Origin of the sequence: Akkermansia muciniphila (assembly GCF_018709685.1) — a bacterium.
GTDB classification, from domain to species: domain Bacteria; phylum Verrucomicrobiota; class Verrucomicrobiia; order Verrucomicrobiales; family Akkermansiaceae; genus Akkermansia; species Akkermansia muciniphila_E.
This window is the reverse complement of sequence record NZ_JABDHQ010000010.1, coordinates 55880-73132: the sequence shown is the minus strand read 5'-3', so window position 1 is coordinate 73132 and position 17253 is coordinate 55880. Positions and strand designations below refer to the sequence as shown.

General features: G+C 61.1%; 17 protein-coding genes. 8 read left to right on the top strand and 9 right to left on the bottom strand.

Annotated elements, in window-relative coordinates; translation table 11 throughout:
- Nucleotides 1-24 precede the first annotated feature (24 nt).
- The 4 genes from HHJ06_RS08030 to HHJ06_RS08015 all read right to left on the bottom strand — a co-directional run bounded on the left by HHJ06_RS08030 (nucleotide 25) and on the right by HHJ06_RS08015 (nucleotide 4908).
- Nucleotides 25-1020: an IdeS/Mac family cysteine endopeptidase gene (locus tag HHJ06_RS08030; protein ID WP_215428827.1), complete on the bottom strand. Its 996-nt coding sequence runs from the start codon at nucleotides 1018-1020 to the stop codon at nucleotides 25-27.
- Between the two features lie 79 nt (nucleotides 1021-1099).
- Nucleotides 1100-3601, bottom strand: a complete 2502-nt coding sequence (locus HHJ06_RS08025) for an excinuclease ABC subunit UvrA (RefSeq protein WP_215428826.1) — start codon at nucleotides 3599-3601, stop codon at nucleotides 1100-1102.
- A 1-nt stretch (nucleotide 3602) separates the two neighbouring features.
- Complete coding sequence (locus HHJ06_RS08020) at nucleotides 3603-4241, bottom strand: polymer-forming cytoskeletal protein (protein WP_215428825.1); 639 nt, start codon at nucleotides 4239-4241, stop codon at nucleotides 3603-3605.
- A 70-nt stretch (nucleotides 4242-4311) separates the two neighbouring features.
- Nucleotides 4312-4908: a bactofilin family protein gene (locus HHJ06_RS08015; protein ID WP_251841465.1), complete on the bottom strand. Its 597-nt coding sequence runs from the start codon at nucleotides 4906-4908 to the stop codon at nucleotides 4312-4314.
- Nucleotides 4909-5118: 210 nt separating this feature from the next.
- On the opposite strand from HHJ06_RS08015, the gene HHJ06_RS08010 reads away from it, so the two are divergent.
- Nucleotides 5119-6132 carry a hypothetical protein gene (locus tag HHJ06_RS08010; protein WP_215428824.1) on the top strand — a complete coding sequence of 338 codons (1014 nt, stop codon included), beginning with the start codon at nucleotides 5119-5121 and terminating at the stop codon, nucleotides 6130-6132.
- A gap of 90 nt (nucleotides 6133-6222) precedes the next feature.
- Here the strand turns inward: HHJ06_RS08010 and HHJ06_RS08005 are convergent, their stop codons facing one another.
- Nucleotides 6223-6678: a hypothetical protein gene (locus tag HHJ06_RS08005; RefSeq protein WP_215428823.1), complete on the bottom strand. Its 456-nt coding sequence runs from the start codon at nucleotides 6676-6678 to the stop codon at nucleotides 6223-6225.
- A gap of 147 nt (nucleotides 6679-6825) precedes the next feature.
- Here HHJ06_RS08005 and hisA point away from each other — a divergent pair, with 147 nt between their 5' ends.
- From hisA to HHJ06_RS07970, 7 genes are all read left to right on the top strand, one after another.
- The gene (hisA, locus tag HHJ06_RS08000; protein WP_215428822.1) at nucleotides 6826-7611 is read left to right on the top strand and encodes a phosphoribosylformimino-5-aminoimidazole carboxamide ribotide isomerase; all 786 of its coding nucleotides are present in this window, start codon (nucleotides 6826-6828) and stop codon (nucleotides 7609-7611) included.
- Nucleotides 7608-7898 (top strand): DUF167 domain-containing protein, encoded by a 291-nt coding sequence (locus HHJ06_RS07995; protein WP_215428821.1) that lies wholly within the window; start codon nucleotides 7608-7610, stop codon nucleotides 7896-7898. Before hisA ends, HHJ06_RS07995 begins: the two co-directional genes overlap by 4 nt.
- Before the next feature lie 135 nt (nucleotides 7899-8033).
- Nucleotides 8034-8591 (top strand): nucleotide exchange factor GrpE, encoded by a 558-nt coding sequence (locus tag HHJ06_RS07990; RefSeq protein ID WP_215428820.1) that lies wholly within the window; start codon nucleotides 8034-8036, stop codon nucleotides 8589-8591.
- Nucleotides 8592-8615: 24 nt separating this feature from the next.
- Entirely contained in the window at nucleotides 8616-9779 is a 1164-nt protein-coding gene (dnaJ, locus tag HHJ06_RS07985; protein WP_215428819.1) for a molecular chaperone DnaJ, read from the top strand.
- Nucleotides 9780-9800: 21 nt separating this feature from the next.
- Complete coding sequence (locus HHJ06_RS07980; protein ID WP_215428818.1) at nucleotides 9801-10538, top strand: 16S rRNA (uracil(1498)-N(3))-methyltransferase; 738 nt, start codon at nucleotides 9801-9803, stop codon at nucleotides 10536-10538.
- Between the two features lie 21 nt (nucleotides 10539-10559).
- Nucleotides 10560-11552: an HAD hydrolase-like protein gene (locus tag HHJ06_RS07975; protein ID WP_215428817.1), complete on the top strand. Its 993-nt coding sequence runs from the start codon at nucleotides 10560-10562 to the stop codon at nucleotides 11550-11552.
- Between the two features lie 519 nt (nucleotides 11553-12071).
- A complete protein-coding gene (locus HHJ06_RS07970) occupies nucleotides 12072-12770 on the top strand; it encodes a hypothetical protein (protein ID WP_215428816.1) in 699 nt (232 codons plus the stop codon).
- Between the two features lie 173 nt (nucleotides 12771-12943).
- Here the strand turns inward: HHJ06_RS07970 and HHJ06_RS07965 are convergent, their stop codons facing one another.
- From HHJ06_RS07965 to HHJ06_RS07950, 4 genes are read right to left on the bottom strand one after another with little or no spacing between them, the layout of a single operon-like run.
- Nucleotides 12944-13864: a phytoene/squalene synthase family protein gene (locus HHJ06_RS07965; protein WP_215428815.1), complete on the bottom strand. Its 921-nt coding sequence runs from the start codon at nucleotides 13862-13864 to the stop codon at nucleotides 12944-12946.
- 39 nt (nucleotides 13865-13903) lie between these two features.
- Complete coding sequence (gene lepB / locus HHJ06_RS07960; protein WP_215428814.1) at nucleotides 13904-15187, bottom strand: signal peptidase I; 1284 nt, start codon at nucleotides 15185-15187, stop codon at nucleotides 13904-13906.
- Between the two features lie 55 nt (nucleotides 15188-15242).
- Entirely contained in the window at nucleotides 15243-16619 is a 1377-nt protein-coding gene (locus HHJ06_RS07955) for an FAD-binding oxidoreductase (RefSeq protein ID WP_215428813.1), read from the bottom strand.
- A gap of 4 nt (nucleotides 16620-16623) precedes the next feature.
- The gene (locus tag HHJ06_RS07950; RefSeq protein ID WP_215428812.1) at nucleotides 16624-17208 is read right to left on the bottom strand and encodes a DOMON-like domain-containing protein; all 585 of its coding nucleotides are present in this window, start codon (nucleotides 17206-17208) and stop codon (nucleotides 16624-16626) included.
- Nucleotides 17209-17253: the final 45 nt, after the last annotated feature.

Sequence of the window (17253 nt, the reverse complement as noted above, 5' to 3'; positions counted from 1 at the left end):
GGCGGGAGTTTAAGCCTGCCCTGTTCACAGGCGCCGCCTGCGCCGCCACAGTGGAAGGAACAACCCGCAGAGGGCCAGAACCCCGGTGGCGGGCTCCGGAATTCTGAGGTCCCCCAAAGGCGCCGTGAAGCCCTGGATTTCCCCCACCTGGCACCCGGTCAGTCCCAGCTCCTCATAGGAATAGCCGTACACATTCTTTTCTCCGTCCAGGCTGGTCAGATAAACGTACTTTTGATCGTCCACCACCACTTTCTGGCGGAACATGCCCACGGCGTAGTCATCGGAGTCCGTCAGGTAGACAATCAGATTGCCGTTCGCATCCGTATCGTATCCCCACATGGTGATGGCGTGGCCCCTTCCTTCCTGGCCGATGGTGAGCGTGGTTCCCCAGTTATTGTTGATGTTGTTTTTCAGGATTCCATAGACTCCGTCCCTGTCGTCATGGTTGTAGAAGGTGTAGGAATTGAACAGGGGAGTATCCGCCACGCCTCCGCCATCCGGAGTATAGGTGACGTTCATATCCAGCCCCTTCCAGTATCCGCCCGGGGAAGCTGGTGAAAAGACGGGCTTGTCTCTGATCTGGGAGTCGGTGGGGAAGAAGACGGAAGGAAGCGTGCTGCCGTTGAACCACCAGTTGTAGGCCTGTTCCACGGAGCCTCCGGCGTCCGTCCAGTTGTTCGCGATGGTGTAGTAGATAGCAAGCTGGCCGACTTCCGGCATGGCCGCATAAGTGGCGGATTTTCCGTTGGGCGTGGCCGGGTCCCGGTCGCTCCGCGTATCCTGCCACCATTGCAGGACGTTGGACGCCGCGGCCGCCCAGCAGAGCTGGCTGTCCAGAGGCAGCTTATAGTATTCGGACGGACGGTTTGAAGTACTGCCCCAGTCCCATTTGGTTTTTTTGTTGCAGTCATACCAGCCGGAGGATTCAGAGACATTTTCAAGGAATACCGGAACGGCGCTGGCCATTTCAGGAGACAGGCACACGGCAAGAAACGCCACAGGGAGGTAACGGAGGTTCATAAGCGGACAAAAAGAGAGATTCCCCTACCGTTATAGAAGAATCGGAGCCAGGTCAAGATCAGAGTAGATTTTCCCAATTTTAATGGGAAGAAAGCCAGCGGGAAGTAGGCGCTTCCGGCATGGCCGCCACGGCGGCGGGGGAGCCTTCCGCCACAATGTTCCCGCCATGCCTTCCGGCTCCGGGCCCCATGTCCACCAGGTAATCCGCCGCGTTCAGCAGATCCTTGTGGTGTTCTACGCAGAGGACGGTATGCCCGGCGGCCCTCAGGCGGAAAAGGGCTGTCAGGAGAAGGGCCACTTCATTGAAGTGAAGGCCGCTGGTAGGTTCATCCAGAATGAACAGGGCGCGCTTGCCGTCTTCCGCCAGCTTCCAGGCCGGGGCCTTGGCTAGTTCCGCCGCTATTTTAATGCGCTGGGATTCCCCTCCGGAGAGCGTATCCGCCCGGCGGTTGAGGTTAAGGTACCCCAGCCCTACGTCCTGCATGCTTTTGAGAATGGCGGTGGCTTTGGGGAGGGAGGAGAAGAAGTCCGCCGCTTCATCCACGGTCAGCGCCAGCGCCTGGGCGATGGATTTTCCTTTCCAGGTAACTTCCAGGGTTTCCCGGTTGTAGCATTGGCCCTGGCAGGCGTCGCAGGGCATCGTGACGTTGCCCAGGAAATTCATGTCCACTTCAATCATGCCCGTTCCCAGGCACCGTTCGCAGCGTCCTCCGCGGATGTTGGGGGAAAAGCGCGCCGCCGTATACCCCCTCTGCTTGGAAAGGGGGAGCTGGGCGTAAAGGGGACGCAGCACCTGGAGCAGCCCCGTGGCCGTGGCCGGCGTGGAGCGCGGCGTTTTGCCAATGGGGGACTGGTCAATGACGACGAGGCGGTTGAGGTGTTCCGATCCCTGCACAATGCGCGGAACTCCCCTTTTTCCGGCCAGGTCCTGTTTGACGGCAGGAATGAGGCAGTCCCGGACAAGGGTGGATTTTCCGGACCCGGAGGGGCCGGAGATGCAGGTCAGCGTGCCCACTGGAATGTTCAGGGTGACGTTGTTGAGGTTGTGTTTGGACGCTCCCGCCAGGATCAGGCGGCTGGCGGGAAGCGCGCTGTGCGCGGAGGCGGGCATGCTCCGTTTGCCGGAGAGCCATGCCCCGGTGGGGCTCTCCGCGTTTTCCAGAATTTCCGGGAGGGTTCCCTGGGCCAGGATGCGCCCTCCGTTGGCCCCGGAGCCGGGCCCCATGTCCACCAGGTGGTCCGCCGCGTTCAGAATTTGTTCATCGTGCTCCACCACCAGGACGGTGTTGCCCTGGTCCCGGAGAGACCGGAGCGCATGCAGAAGGCGGTCCGTATCGGAAGGGTGCAGCCCCGCGGTAGGCTCGTCCAGAATGTAGAGCACACCGGAAAGGGCTCCCCCCAGCTGGGAGGCCAGGCGCGCCCGCTGCAGTTCCCCGCCGGAGAGGGTGTTCGCCTGACGGTCCAGGGAGAGGTAGGAAAGGCCCAGTTCATTCAGAAAGCGGATGCGCTTGTTGATTTCCGCCATGAGCGGGTTCAGGGCCGCTGCCAGGGAGGCCGGCGTTTCCAGCCGCTCCACTTCCCCGGCCATGTCTTCCAGCGGCAGGGCCGTCAGTTCCGCCAGGTTGTAGGCCCGGCTGGGGGTGCGCATGGTCACGGCCAGCGCCAGCGGGGAGAGCCTGAGGCCTCCGCATGCCGGGCACGGGGCGTCTTCCCGGTCGTTAAGCCCGGACCCCTGGCAGGCCGGACAGGCGCCCAGGGGGGAGTTGAAGGAAAAATGGCGGGGCGTAAGCTGGGGGAGCAGGAAGCCCGTTTCCGGATTGCGGTAACGGGTATGGAAGGCCTGTACGGCTGGTTCCCCTCCCGGGCGGGTAATGATGGCCCGCACCTCGTCCGGGTTGATGCGGAGAGCCGTTTGCAGGGAGTCCGCCACGCGGGAGGCCGTGCCTTCGCCTCTGACGATGATGCGGTCAATGACCAGGGCGGCGTCCGGCGGGGACGGGGAGGGGGACTCTATTTCCTCAATATCCCGCATTTCCCCGTTCCAGTAAACCCGCAGAAAGCCCTGGCGCTGAAAATCCCCCAGCGTGGCCGCCGGGTCCTGGGCCAGCAGGGCTTCCGCCGGAGCCGCCAGCACCAGGCGCGTTTGTTCCGGCAGGGAGACGAGTTCCTCCGTGATCCGGTCCGGGCTTTTCCGCACCAGTTCCTTGCCTGTTTCCGGGTCATGGGGCGTGCCCGCGGCGGCATACAGGATACGGAGGTAATCCAGAATTTCCGTGATGCTGCCCAGCAGGGTGCGGGAGCTCTGCTGCCGGACGGATTGTTCCAGGCACAGGGCCGGGGGCAGCCCGGTGATGCTGTCCACCTCCGGTTTTTCCGGCTGCTCCATGCCCTGCCGCGCGCGGGCTGAAAGACAGTCCAGAAAACGCCGGCGGGATTCGGAGAACAGCGTGTCGAACGCCAGGGAGGATTTCCCGGAACCGGAAGGGCCGCTGAACACGATCAGCTTGTTGGACGGAAGGTCCAGGTCCAGGTTCCGGAGGTTGTGCTGGCGTGCGCCGCGGATGGAGATGGGGAGGTTCATGTCACGTAAGCCGGGTGAAAGAGCCCTGGTGGGCGCCCCCTTCCTCAATGATGAGGCGGCGCGCCGTGATGTCCCCCAGGAATTTGGCGTGCCGGTGGATGGTAACGGTTTCATCCGCCGTAAGCGTTCCTTCCATGGACCCCTGTATCCAGATGTTTTCCACGTGAATGGCTCCTGTGACCAGCACCGTCGTCTTCTTCTCCACCACCAGCCTGCGGGCAGAGATGGAGCCGGAGATGTGCTGGTCCGTTTTGATCTTGCAGACGCCCCGGCACAGAAAGTCGCCGGACGCCCTTCCGTATAAGACCAGGTCCCGGCATTCCACGTTCAGTCCCTTCAGGTCTGCATTGGCCTGCACGGTGACACTTCCGCAGGTCTGCACCCTGGTCCTGTGCGTCCTGCTGTGCAGAATGACGTCGTCCAGCTTGATGTAGGCGGAGCAGTGCCCGCATCTGGCGGAAACGGCGGTGACGGGAACGGATGTGTTCCGGCGGCAGGAGAAGCACTCCACTTCCCGCGTGGGGGCGGGCCGGGTTTCCGCCGCTGCCGGGAGGGTCCACGGCGGAGCCGGGGCAGGGCGCGTGATTTTTCCGGAGGGCGCGCTGCTGGTTCGCGGAACGGGCTGGAAGGGTGGGTTCATGGAACAAAGAGGGGCGGCAAAAGAACGGTCCGTTCCCTTGGCGCCCCTGAAGATGGCTGGTTAAAAGTTTTTATTCCGCGTCAATGTCCAGCGTGCTCTGGCTGGCCGGAGCGACGGCTTCCGGTTCCGGGGCGAACGTATGGACGGGGGCTGCCTTTTTGGCGGCGGAAGCTCCGGCGGTGCCTACCGTGGGGGCGCCTACGGTGGAGTGGCCAATGAAGATGGCGCCGCCTTCAATGGCGAGGGACGCCGCCTGGATGTCGCCCACCAGTTCCGCGGTGCTTTTCAGTTCCACGCGGTCCGTGACCGTAACGTTGCCGATGACCTTGCCGTGGATGATGACGGACTTGGTGTTGATTTCCGCACGGATGACGGCATTCTGGCCTACGGAGAGCACGCCTTCGGAGGAGATGTCGCCTTCAACGGTGCCGTCAATCAGCAGGTCGTCGGAAAAGCGCAGGGAGCCTACCACCTCCACATCGGAATTCAGCACGTTGCGGGTAAGCTGCTGAACGCGGGTGGTGGGGGCATAGGAGGCGGGGGAGGGAACGGCTTCCGCAACGGGTTCGGGAGTGTCCTGGCTTTTGGCTACGTCCATCCAGCTGGGGGTGGATTCAGGATTCTTGTTGCCCTTGGGGGCCGGAACGGTAGTAAATGATCCAAACATGGCGTTAAAAAAGAGGGGGGTGAAAGGTAAGGCGGGAGCTCTTGAAACTCGTCCGGTTTAATGTACATCACCGTCCTGTGGATGTGAAACAATTTTCTCCGGAACGGATAAAAAAATGTGTCTGTTTTTTATCGTTGCGTTGCCTTTGGCGTTCCGGTAGTGTTTGACCATCCTTCCGCAGTTGTTTTCTGTGGACATTTTCGTTTTAAAATGAGTGATTTATCTGAAAATAGGCCGCCCCTTTCCCCTTCCGCGCGCGGGAACGGCGGAAAAGCGGGCGGCGCGCTGGGCCGCATTCTTTCCGTCATCTTCTTCATGATGGCGCTGGGCCTGTTTTTCGGCGGTCTTTTCTTCTGGCTCCAGAAGCGCCAGGCGGCCCGGGATTCAGGCGCCGCCGCGCGGATTTGCGCCACTCCGGAGATGTTGTCCGGGGGATTGCAGGCCGCTCTGAAGGACAAGGTGGACTACAGTTTCTGGCCTCCGCATTACATACCCCCCATGGAGCGCCAGGACCTGTTGAAGAACTGCCTGGTGGAGGCGCAGAAATATTTGAGCGCCAGTGATGTGGTCCAGAAATCCTCCTTCGTGTGGAATTCCCTGAAATCCCTCCCGCTGATGGTCAGGCATTACGCCGTCTCCCCCCCGGAAGTGATCTCCAGCAAGCCCACCGGGCCTAAAAGCTTTGCCGTGCTGGAGGTGGAAGGCATCCCCTGCGCCCAGCTCCTGATCGGGTTTGAGAGAACGCCGGACATGGAGTTCTGCTTCTTCAAGGATGAACAGGACGGCTCCTGGAAGCTGGACTGGCAGCAGTTCGCCCGCTACCAGCCGGTGGACTGGGAGGATTTTGTGCGCGGGAAAGGTGAAGACATTGCGGAATTCCGCGTGTGGATGGTCCGTGACCGCGTGTCTGAAAACAAGGATGATTACGCGTTCAAGCTGATCGCTCCCGGAATGAACGGCTCGGAGGAACGCAGCATTGCGCGCCCCATGGTGCATGTTCCCAGGAAATCGGAGATGGGCAAGCGCCTGTTCATGCTGTTCAGGATTAATGAGGAAATGGAGCACTCCCCCTACCGGGTGCTGAACGCCAATGACGGGCTGGAAATGCTCCGCATGCGCGTCCTGCTTTCCCGCAGCAAGGAGCCCAACCGCAAGGGGGAATATTCTTTCACGCTGGTGAAGCTGATCGGGGAAGGGTGGTACGGCCTTTCCTTCCCGGAATAACGGAACTCCGCCTCCCTTCCTTGCATGGGGAGGTGTGACGGCTCATGGCTGTTCCTCCCTGCTTCCGCATCTCTTCGGCAGTCCGTTGTTTTACCGGTGGCGGTGGAAACGGGGCGGGCGTCCGCCATACGGTCGCCGGGGGCGGCAGGGGCGGTAGTGCAGCCGGGGAGGCGGGCACGCCATTCCGTAACGGGGATGCGCCGCATGATGCCCCCGGCAGATTCCGGCGGGCCAGCAGGGGCCGTGGTAGTGCGGCCTGGGATTCCACGTAGGTACGTAGCACCCCCGGTAAATGCCTCTGATGGCATAAATGGGCGCGCCTCCGGGGGAATAGGCGTAAACGGGGCGTCCGCACGGAGCGTAGCCCCAGATGGGGAATCCGGCGGAATCATACAGGAAAGTGGCCTGTCCACCCGCTGGGAGGCAGATTTCTCCGTGGACATGGATTCCGGCCTCCGCCACGGAGGCGGAAAAGGCCAGGAGGGTAAACAGGGCGCTCCCGGCGCAGTAGGAAAGAATGTGGTTTTTAACGGGGTTGTTTTTCATGGTCTTTTGGAACGGTGTTCAGGGGAGGTTACCCGGTAGAGCGCATACCCGGGCCGGTTTTGTGTAAATTTCCGCGCCCGTTTCTCCTGGGGGAAGGGAGGGGAATCCCTTCTTGACGCGGGGGAGCCGTCCGGGCAAAGTGGCCGGGTGACGAGATTCAGACCATGCATTGATTTACATGACGGGCGGGTGAAGCAGATCGTGGGCGGCTCCCTGACGCAGGATGCGGCCTCCCTGCGCACCAATTTCGTTTCCGACCGCGGCGCCGCATGGTATGCGGAACTGTACCGCCGGGACGGCCTTGGCGGCGGCCATGTGATCAAGCTGGGGCCAGGCAATGACCTGGCGGCGCGGGAAGCTTTGGCGGCGTGGCCGGGCGGCCTTCAGGTGGGCGGCGGGATTGTGCCGGAAAATGCGGAGGAGTGGATTTCCGCCGGAGCCAGCCACGTGATTGTCACCTCCTGCCTGTTTGACGCGGAGGGAACGTTTTTGCAGGATAAGCTGAAGGACCTTGTCTCCGCCGTGGGGGCGGAACATCTGGTGCTGGATTTGAGCTGCCGGAGGGTTCCGGGCGGCTGGGCCGTGGCCATGAACCGGTGGCAGACCCTGACGGAGCTCCGGGTGACGGCGCAGACGCTGGACATGCTGGCGGAGCACTGCGCGGAGTTCCTCATTCACGCCGCGGACGTGGAGGGCCTCTGCACCGGGATTGACCGGGAACTGGTGAAGCTGCTGGGAAGCTGGCGCCGCCGGCCCATGACCTATGCCGGGGGAATCAGCCATATCCGGGATTTTGACGAGATAGACGCCCTGAGCGGGGGCGCCATGGACGCCACGGCGGGGAGCGCCCTGGACCTGTTCGGCGGAGGGCTGATCAGGTACGCGGACCTGGTAGCCAGGCAGCACACGGAATCCGGACCGGAAACGGCATGAAACTGGCCCTGAAAGTCATCCCCAACGCAAAAAAGAGCGGGGCCGCGGGCTGGGAGGATGATCCCCGCGCCGGGCGCGTGCTGAAACTCCGCATCGCCGCCCCTCCCGTGGAGGGAAAGGCGAACAAGGCCGTCATTCTTTTCCTGTCTTCCTGGCTGGACGTTCCCAGGTCTTCCGTCTCCCTGCTGCGTGGAGAGTCCGCACGGCTGAAGATGGTGGAGCTGCCGGACGGGTGCGCGGAAAAGCTTGCCCGGCTGCTGCCTGCGGCGGACGCTCCGGAAGCCTGAAACGGCTGGCGGAAAGGCCGCCATTCCCTTTTCTGCATAGATGAGTTGTATCAGGTTCCAGTCATCACGCGTCAAACGTCATCCATGTCTTACGGGGCCGTTGACGCATTCGGTAAAAGTATTTACATTGGCCGCATGAGCAAGGAAGAAAAGGAAAAGAAGAACGTGGATGAGGAAGAGAAGGAAATTCCGGAACAGGTTCAGGACGCCCCTGCAGAACAGAAGGATGCGGAACCGTCCCTGGAAGATGAATTGATGAAGTGGCGGGATACCGCCATGCGCACCGCAGCGGAGTATGATAATTACCGCAAGCGCATGGTGAAGGAAAAAGAGGAATGCGCCAAGTTCGCCAACCAGCGCCTGCTGGAGGAGCTGCTTCCCGTGATTGACAATTTTGAAATGGGCATGGCCGCCGCCAGCGCGGACACCGGTTCCATGATTTACATCGGCATGAACATGGTGAAAAAGCAGCTGGACGAGTTTCTGGCCAGCAACGGCGTGACTCCCGTGGAGCCCGTTGTAGGCAGCATGTTTGACCACGCCACGGAGGAGGCACTCCAGCGCGAACCTTCCGACCAGCCTGAGGGCACCGTCCTGCGCGTCATCCGCAAGGGGTACAAGCTGAAAGACAGGCTCCTGCGCCCGGCGAACGTCGTGGTGGCCCAGACTCCGGAACCCGAACCGCAAGTTTGACCGTTTTTTTAACATTCACGCCACATGGCTAAGAAAGATTATTACGAGATCCTGGGCGTTTCCAAGGACGCTACCGATGATGAGATCAAGAAGGCCTACCGCAAACTGGCCTTGAAGTACCACCCGGACCGCAATCCGGACGACCCTTCCGCGGAAGAGAAGTTCAAGGAGCTGGGAGAGGCCTACGAGGTGCTCTCCGATGCGGACAAGAAGGCCGCCTATGACCGCTTTGGCCACGCTGCCTTTGAACAGGGCGGCCCCGCTGCGGGCGGCGGAGGTTATTCCGGTGGAGGGTTCCAGGACCCGATGGATATCTTCGCCCAGATGTTTTCCGGCATGGGCGGCTTTGCGGACATGTTCGGAGGTGCCGGCGGCCACGGGGGCCAGAAAAGGTCCTCCAAGAGGCCAGGCTCCGATCTGCGCTACGATCTGGACATTACCCTGGAAGAAGCGGCCAAGGGCTGCACCAAAAAGCTGGAAATTGAACGCCTGGTGACCTGCAAGGCCTGCCATGGCTCCGGAGCCCGGGACGGGAAGGAATCCTTCAAGACGTGCCCGACCTGCCAGGGGCGCGGCATCATCACCCAGCAGAGCGGCTTTTTCGTCCAGCAATCCACTTGTCCCACGTGCCACGGCACCGGGGAAATCATCTCGGACCCGTGCCCCGTCTGCCGCGGGGAAGGCCGTGTGAGGGAAGACTCCCACATCACCATCCGCATTCCCGCGGGCGTCGCCACGGGCAGCCAGCTCCGCATTGCCGGGGAAGGGGATGCCGGCGTGCACGGGGGACCCACCGGGGACCTGCACGTGTTCATTGACGTGAAGCCGCATGATATTTTCCAGCGGGAGGGCAATGACCTGAGCTGCACGGTTCCGGTGCCGCTCTCCCTGGCCGTTTCCGGCGGCAAGCTGAAAGTCCCCACGCTGGAAGGAGCCGCCACCATCAAGCTGCCGGAAGGCACGCAGAACGGCATGATCTTCCGCCTGCGCGGCAAGGGGATGAAGGCCCTGCGCGGCTCGGACGTAGGAGACATGCTGGTGGAAGTGGAGGTGGAAGTTCCCACCAAGCTTACCAAGGACCAGATGGACAAGCTGAATGCCTTCTCCTCCACCTTGGATGAAAAGCGCAACCAGCCGGCCTGCGTGGCGTTTGCCGACAAGGCGGCGCGCTATCTGAAGAGCAAGTAAGGCCCGTTTTCCATTTAACACATGGCCCGCTTTTATCTCCCTGCTTCTGAATGGACAGCCCCCTCCTGGGAGCTGCGGGGGGATGAGGCGCACCATGCCGCCAAGGTCCTGCGCCTGAAACAGGGGGACTCCTGCATCGTTTTTGACGGCTGCGGCCGCGCCGCCCATGCCGTGGTGGCGGAGCCTCCCCGCAGCTCCGGCGTGCTGCTGGTTCCGGGTGAGGAATGCCCTCCCTCTCCGGCGGTGGCCCATCTGACCCTGTGCCAGGCCGTCCCGAAGGGGGCCAATATGGACCTCATCATCCAGAAGGCCGTGGAACTGGGTGTTTCCACCATCGTTCCGCTCCTGACGGACCGTACGATTGTGCGGTTGAATGCCCGTGAAGCCGGGGCTAAAAAGCAGAAATGGCAGCGCATCGCCATGGAGGCCTGCAAGCAGTGCGGCCAGAACACGCTGCCTGAGGTGGCGGCGCCCGTTCCTTTTGCGGAATGGCTGAGGCACGGCGCACCGGAAGGCCTGAATGTAATTGCCTCCCTGGTGCCCGGCGTGCGCCCGGTCAGGGACGTGCTGGAGGAAGCCCGTGCCCGCTCCGTGCGGCGCGCCTCCCTGCTGGTGGGGCCGGAGGGTGATTTTACGGACCGGGAAACGGTCCTGGCCCTGGAGGCCGGATTCGCCCCCGTCACGCTGGGGCCCATCGTCTTGCGGGTGGAGACGGCCGCCTTCTTCGGCCTGGCCGCCATGCGGTACGCTCTGGACTGATTTTCACCCGATACCATTCCCATGTTCAAGAATCTCATTTTCGACTGGTCCGGCACCCTGGTGGACGACCTTGCCCTGACGCTGGACGCTTCCAACTACGTTTTTTCCCAGTACGGAAAACCCTGCATGAACAGGGATGAATTCCGTGCGGAGTTCCAGCTTCCCTACCCGGACTATTATGCCCGCGTTTTGCCCCAGGCGGACCTGAATGAACTGGAAGACCATTTCCGGTACGCCTTCCGCGTCTCCAATGCTCCGGTGGAAGTGCTCCCCCATGCGCGGGAATTCCTGGAATTCTGCCGCGCGCGCGGCGTGCGCTGTTTTATTCTCACCAGCGTGGACGCCAAGGAATTTGACATCCAGTGCCGTGACCTGGGCATGATGGAATATTTTGAAGCCATTCATGCGGGCATCCGCCACAAGGACACCCACATCCACACCCTGCTGGCCCAGCATGGCCTGCATGCCCATGAAACGGCGTTTATCGGGGACATGCAGCATGACGTGGAGACGGCCCACCATGCGGGCATCACGTCCATTGCCGTGCTGACGGGCTACAATGACGCGGCCCAGCTCTCCAAGGTCAGGCCGGACATCATTGTTCCGGACCTGCTTGTCCTGCGCACGCTGATGCGCCGTTATGCTCTGCCGTCCGATACGCAGGATTCCATCAACATCAACGGCCTGGAACTGGATACCTTCATCGGCGTGCCGGAGGAGGAGCGGGCTTCCATGCAGACCCTGAAGGCGGACATCACCTTTTACCCGGATGAAGCCCTTTCCGGCCTGAATGACGATTTTTCAAAGACCGTCTGTTATGATTCCATCGCCCGCGCCCTCAGGGAGGAGGCCCTGGCGCACCCCCGCAAGCTGGTGGAAACACTGGCGGAGGACATGGGGAAGGTTTGCCTGCATGAGTTCGGCGCGCGCCATGTGGTCGTCACCCTGCACAAATTTATTCTGCCCCGCACGGACAGCGTCTCCGTGACCGTGCATGTTTCCCGGCACCGTTGAAGACTCCTGGGCCGGGATAATTTTCCGGCTCTTTCCGGCTGGAATGGCCTTTTTCTGCCCCTGCCTCCGCCGGAACGGAAATTTGGTTGAATGGGGGGCGAATCGGCAAATCCGGCTTCCTGTAGCGGGAGGAAGGGAAAGGTGGCGTTCCTTCTCATGGCGTATTCACGATGCCGAGAAGCTCTTATTGTTATTTTTTATGAAAAAATGCCTCTGCCTCACTCTGCTTTCTCTCCTGAATTCTTCGGAAATAATGACGTTATATCCAAAGAGTCAATCAGTTAAATTTTTCAACGGATTTGGAATCCGGAGTCAAAGGAAAAATCTGGGGGAAAGTTGTTTAGGGGTAATAGGGAATATAAGGATGATAGGGATAATAGGGATAATAGGGGACGGCAAAATTGCCCTCTTGCTCCTATTATCCTTATGGTCCCTATCATAGGCATCCTTGATGGCGGCTCTGACTGATCACGGATTCCAAATCCGGCAGTATGCAGTTATCCACTTATTCAGCAGGATATGAAGAAGCTACTATACATGATCTGCACGGCCGCGGCCGCCTTGACGGCTATGGCCGCCGCAGCAACCATTGAACTGGTTCCTGAAATCGACACGATTACGGGCCAGGGCTACAATTCCGCAGGCCGGCTGTCCGGCAGCGGAATCACGGGAAACGACGTCAAGAGCTGGCTCGGTTCCCGCAATGACGGCTGGTATACCACTACCGGGAACGGAGACATGCGCTGGGGCAGCGCTTCCGCCAATCCGGAAGACCAGACCATCAGCCTTCCCAGCATGCCCGGTACGGCGGGGGTATGCTTCGGCTTGAAAATGACCATTGAAAACATCCAGGATTATTCCGGCCTGTCTTTCAGCATGAACCTTTCTCCCTCCGGAACGGGAGGTACGTATACGTACTCCGTGTGGTATGAGACCAGGGACGGCGAGATGGTGGAATTATGCCGGGGTACGAAAAACAATGACGGCAATCCGTGGGACGTCCATTACGACCTTACCCCGGAACAGCTGGAGGACATGAAAAAGAACGGCAATGGAAAACTCTATGCCGTAGTGGGCGCGGGAGGAGGAAACAATAATAATAACGCCAGGGTGGGCATTTCCGTGGACGGGGAACTGATGGTTCCCGAACCGGCGGCGGCCTCGCTGGGCCTGCTGGGTTTGGCCGGGCTCCTGTTGAGACGCCGAAGGGCGGCATGATGAGGAGCGCCTCACGATGAGGAGAATGGGGCTGTTTCCCTGGGGGGAGGCAGCCCTTTTTCATGTCTTATTCTCCGGAAACCGGAACACGGCGGCTCCATAAACCGGGAAGATTTTCCCGCGCCTTTTCCCTTTACGTCCGTCTTCTTCCCGCCGGGGCGGGCAGGGAATTTCTATTTCTCATCCTTCCTGATAGGCTTGGAGAGGAAGCCCACGAGCTTGTCATAGTACGCCTTGGACTTGTCGTAATAGGATTGGGGGTCAATGTCCAGCTTGATGCGGAACAGAAGCCAGAGCTTGTGGAAGGTATTGACGTGGTAGCGGATGTCAAAGACGCGGAAGCCTCCCGCCTTCATTTTATCCAGGATGGTGTGGTAAATGAGCGCCATGGCCTGGGCGGGAACGAGCGCCGCCTTGTCCTCCGGGCTGAGGCGGTTGTATTCCTCCTCCGCTTCCGTGAAAAACTTTTCCGCCAGGTCCGCTTCATATTGCAGCAGTTCCCGGAGCTGGGGGGAGTACACCCGGGCGCGTAGGTCTTCCAGGGAATAGCCGAAGCGGTCCATGTCTTCCCTGGGCAGGTAGATACGGTTGGATTTGTTGCAGTCTTCCGCCACGTCCCGGATGATGTTCACCATCTGGAGGGCATGCCCCAAGGCGATGGCGTACGGGTAGGAGGCTTCCCCCGCGCCCATGATGCGGGCGGAGGTGAGGCCCACGCAGCAGGCCACGCAATAGGTATAGTCCAGCAATTCGTCGCGGTTCAGGGGCTGCTGCTGGCAGATGTCGGAACGGCAGCCTTCAATCAGGTGCAGCATGGGGGTGGTGTCCAGCTCCAGGTCCTGAATCAGGGCGATGATGTCTTCCTCCAGCTCCGTCAGTTCCAGGCCTTCCCCTCCGTTGATGACCTCTATCCAGCGGTTCAGGGCGTCATGGCGTTCACGGGGCGTCATGCCCGGTTCGTCCACGATGTCGTCCACAGTGCGGCAGAAGGCGTAAAATTCCGCCATATGGCGGCGTTCTTCTTCAGGAAGGTCAATGAGAGCGAAGGCCAGGTTGGATTTGGCCTTGCTGGTGATAGTCTGGGCTTGAGTCATGTCTTGACGGGGAAAGCGTGCCTGCGGAAGGGCGGGGAATCAGGGGATAAGCCCCCAATGGGAGGTAAAGGGCCACAGGCAGAAACTGGCGGGGCCTACGATGTTGTATTGATGAACGGGCCCCCAGTACCGGGAGTCAAAGGAATTTTCACGGGTGGAATTGTCGCCCAGGGCCACGTATTCGCGCAGGTAGGGGCGTTTTTTGTCATTGGAAAGGTGCACGGTACCGCCTTCCGTGATGTAGGCCCTGCCGTCCAGCAGGCTCAGCGGGGCGGGAAGGGCCACATAGCCGCAGGGCTGGTAGGGGGGCTGCCCGGAGGCCACCCTCCGGATGGTCCATTCCGTGGCCGGCTTTCCGTTCACGATCAGCTGGGAATCCTGGATGGACAGGGAATCCCCCGGTACGCCGGCGAGGCGTTTGACGTAATGGGTGCCGCCCTCCTGTCCGGTGCTGCTGCCCTTGTTGGCAATGCCTTCAATGCCGCGCGTGTCAAAGACGAAGACTTCCCCGCGTTCCGGCTTGCGGAAGTGGTAGGCCATCTTGTTCACCACAATCAGGTCCCCGGCGTCAAAGCGGGCGTTGACGATCGTATCCCCCGGCAGGTAGCTTCTGAACGGCGTGTGACGCTCGGACTCGAAACGCGGTTCCTGGTTGAGGAAATAGCGGCGTGTTTCCGCCTCCGCCGCCGGAATTTCCAGCCTGGAGCCGTCGTCAAACACCACGTTGGTGACGGTGAGAAGAAGGTATTTGGTGGCGGGTTCAAAACGGACGATCTTCTTTTCCTTGGAAGCCGTTTCATGCACGTAGGAGCCGCCGTACATCACCATGTCCCCTATTTTCTGCATCAGGGTGGGGTCTCCTTCCTGTGGGACGGCCCGGATGCCGTTCAGGGAGGGTTGCATGGAGCCGGTGGGGATGCGGAAGGGCTGCACCACGTAACAGCGCAGGCCCAGGAAAATGGCCAGGATCACGAACAGGACTTCCACGTTTTCCGCCAGGCCGGAGGGGAGCGCGCCGGGGATGGATTCCAGTGTGGATTCCAATTTTGAGGTGGTGGTTTCTACCTGCTGCCTGTCCCCCCTGCGGAGGGCCGTTTTCAGCAGGTTGCGGCTTTCTTCAAACTCCGCCAGGCGTTCGGGCGGCAGAAGGTCGCGGTTGTAATTGATGTAGCGGCGCACCGCTTTCAGGGCCATGCGGCCTTTCCTGCGCCATTTGGGCGTAAACCAGGCCAGGGGATGGTCCAGAATAAACACTAGGACGGCGTTTGCGGCCGGAAAACGGTCGTAAAGGGCTGCTAGGATGGACTTGTGCGGGCTGTTCATGGAATGCGGTGGCCATGATGCCCCGTCCGGGAGCATCTTGGAAGCCTATTTTACGTTACGGGAGCCCCATTTTTCCCGGATTCAGCAAATTCCGGGGGTCCAGGGCGGATTTCACCAGCTCGTGCAGATGGAAGGCGCCCTCCCCCACGGCTTCCCGGAACCATTTGGCCTTCGCTAGGCCGATGCCGTGCTCCCCGGTGATGGTCCCCCCGTGTTCCAGCACCCAGTGGAACAGCCTGTCCACGCAGGCGTCCGCCAGGGCCTTCTTCCCCGGGTCCGTGTAATCGTCCACCATGATGTTGGTGTGGATGTTGCCGTCCCCGGAATGGCCGAAGCACGCGATGTCCAGCCCGGTCTCCCGGTTCATGGCCTCGCAGAACTCCACCAGGTCCACCAGGCAGGACCGGGGAATGACGATGTCTTCATTAAGCTTGGTCATGCCGGTGGCTTTCAGGCTGTAGGAAAATTCACGCCGCAGCTGCCAGACGGCTTCCGCCTCCGCCTCCGTGTCTGCGCGCAGGATGTCCGTGGCGCCGCACTCCTCCAGCAGGGCGCACAGGGAATCCAGCTCCTCCTTCACGGCGGCCTGCCTGCCGTCCACTTCCACAATCAGGTGGCCGCGGCTGCCGGAGGGCAGGGCGCTGTCCCCCAGGTAGGCTCGGGCGGCGCGGAGGGTGAAGCTGTCCGTGATTTCCAGCGCGGAGGGAAGGTGCCCGCTGTTCAGGATGCGCTGCACGGCCGCCGCGGCCATGGGAAACTGCGGGAAGCTGGCGCTCAGCGCGCCGAACGCTTCCGGATGGGGGATGATGCGCAGAATGGCCCGGGTAATGACGCCCAGCATCCCTTCCGAGCCGATGAAAAGGTCCCCCAGGTCAAACCCCGTTTTATTCTTGTGGGTGCGTCCGCCGCATTCCACCACTTCCCCGCTGGCCAGGACTACGGTGAGGCCCAGCACATAGGCCTTGGTGACTCCGTATTTCAGGCACCGGGGGCCTCCGGCGTTCGTAGCGATGTTCCCGCCCAGGCTGCATTCCTTCCTGGAAGCCGGGTCCGGGGGGTAGAACCACCCCAGGGCGCGGACTTCCCGCTGAAGGTCCGCCGTGATGACGCCGGGTTCCACCACGGCCACGCCGTCTTCCGGGGAAATTTCCAGAATGCGGTTCATCCGTTCCAGGGAAAGGCTGATGCCGCCGCGCACGGGAACGCAACCCCCCACATATCCCACGCCGCCGCCGCGGGCCGTGACGGGAATGTTCATGGAGGAGGCGTAGCGCAGAAGCAGGGAGACGTCCTCCGTGCTCTCCGGGAAAACGACCGCTTCCGGAAGCACGGAGGCATACCATTTGTCCCCGGCGTGCGCGGCCAGCACCTCCGGATCTCCGGAAACCTTTTCAGGCCCCAGGATGCGGGAAATGTCTTCTTCCAAAGACATGCAGTTACTTGAGAATGGGGGTGCAGAAGCTGTCCGGGCGGTGGAAATCCGGCGTGCCGGAAAGGTCGTCCGCGGTGGTCAGGAAAATCTGGTCCGGGGTGTCCAGAATGAACGTGGCTGCCAGCTTGCAGTCACGGACGTCCACGCCGCGCAACTCGTTCAGCGGAATGCGGGCCATGGCGCACCAGCCTTCATCCGTCAGGATGCACTCGGTATCCACGGCCAGCGGGGCCGGAATATCCTCATTGGCGCGGCGCGTGTCGGAAAAGGCGCAGGCCCACCAGGCGCCGTTGGGGGCAAGGTTGAATTCCCAGTAATTGGTGCCGTCCCCGGCGGCCATGAACCATTCAGCCAGGTCATACCGCCATAATTCCGGCTGGAACTGGCCGGGCCGCGCGTCCGGATGCACGGTAGCTTCCTTGCTCCGGGAAGCCAGGAACCAGAGGTACTGGCCGTCCGTGGCAAAGGCGAACTCCGCGCTTGGCTCCACGTCGTATCCAAACCAGTCGTTGACGAGTTCCTGGCGGGGCAGGGAGGCAAGCTGTTCAAAGCTTCCGTTGAAGGCCCATTGGTGAATGATTACTTGCATACCATCACATTTGGACAGTTTTCCGGTTTTATCAAGCCAGAACGT

Coding starts and splice junctions, on each gene's coding strand:
- HHJ06_RS07980 (WP_215428818.1), top strand. CDS start 9,801: ATGGCCCGCTTTTATCTCCCTGCTTCTGAATGGACAGCCCCCTCCTGG.
- HHJ06_RS08020 (WP_215428825.1), bottom strand. CDS start 4,241: ATGAACCCACCCTTCCAGCCCGTTCCGCGAACCAGCAGCGCGCCCTCC.
- HHJ06_RS07950 (WP_215428812.1), bottom strand. CDS start 17,208: ATGCAAGTAATCATTCACCAATGGGCCTTCAACGGAAGCTTTGAACAG.
- HHJ06_RS07965 (WP_215428815.1), bottom strand. CDS start 13,864: ATGACTCAAGCCCAGACTATCACCAGCAAGGCCAAATCCAACCTGGCC.
- HHJ06_RS07975 (WP_215428817.1), top strand. CDS start 10,560: ATGTTCAAGAATCTCATTTTCGACTGGTCCGGCACCCTGGTGGACGAC.
- HHJ06_RS08030 (WP_215428827.1), bottom strand. CDS start 1,020: ATGAACCTCCGTTACCTCCCTGTGGCGTTTCTTGCCGTGTGCCTGTCT.
- dnaJ (WP_215428819.1), top strand. CDS start 8,616: ATGGCTAAGAAAGATTATTACGAGATCCTGGGCGTTTCCAAGGACGCT.
- HHJ06_RS07955 (WP_215428813.1), bottom strand. CDS start 16,619: ATGTCTTTGGAAGAAGACATTTCCCGCATCCTGGGGCCTGAAAAGGTT.
- HHJ06_RS08005 (WP_215428823.1), bottom strand. CDS start 6,678: ATGAAAAACAACCCCGTTAAAAACCACATTCTTTCCTACTGCGCCGGG.
- HHJ06_RS08015 (WP_251841465.1), bottom strand. CDS start 4,908: ATGTTTGGATCATTTACTACCGTTCCGGCCCCCAAGGGCAACAAGAAT.
- HHJ06_RS07995 (WP_215428821.1), top strand. CDS start 7,608: ATGAAACTGGCCCTGAAAGTCATCCCCAACGCAAAAAAGAGCGGGGCC.
- HHJ06_RS08010 (WP_215428824.1), top strand. CDS start 5,119: ATGAGTGATTTATCTGAAAATAGGCCGCCCCTTTCCCCTTCCGCGCGC.
- HHJ06_RS08025 (WP_215428826.1), bottom strand. CDS start 3,601: ATGAACCTCCCCATCTCCATCCGCGGCGCACGCCAGCACAACCTCCGG.
- lepB (WP_215428814.1), bottom strand. CDS start 15,187: ATGAACAGCCCGCACAAGTCCATCCTAGCAGCCCTTTACGACCGTTTT.
- HHJ06_RS07990 (WP_215428820.1), top strand. CDS start 8,034: ATGAGCAAGGAAGAAAAGGAAAAGAAGAACGTGGATGAGGAAGAGAAG.
- HHJ06_RS07970 (WP_215428816.1), top strand. CDS start 12,072: ATGAAGAAGCTACTATACATGATCTGCACGGCCGCGGCCGCCTTGACG.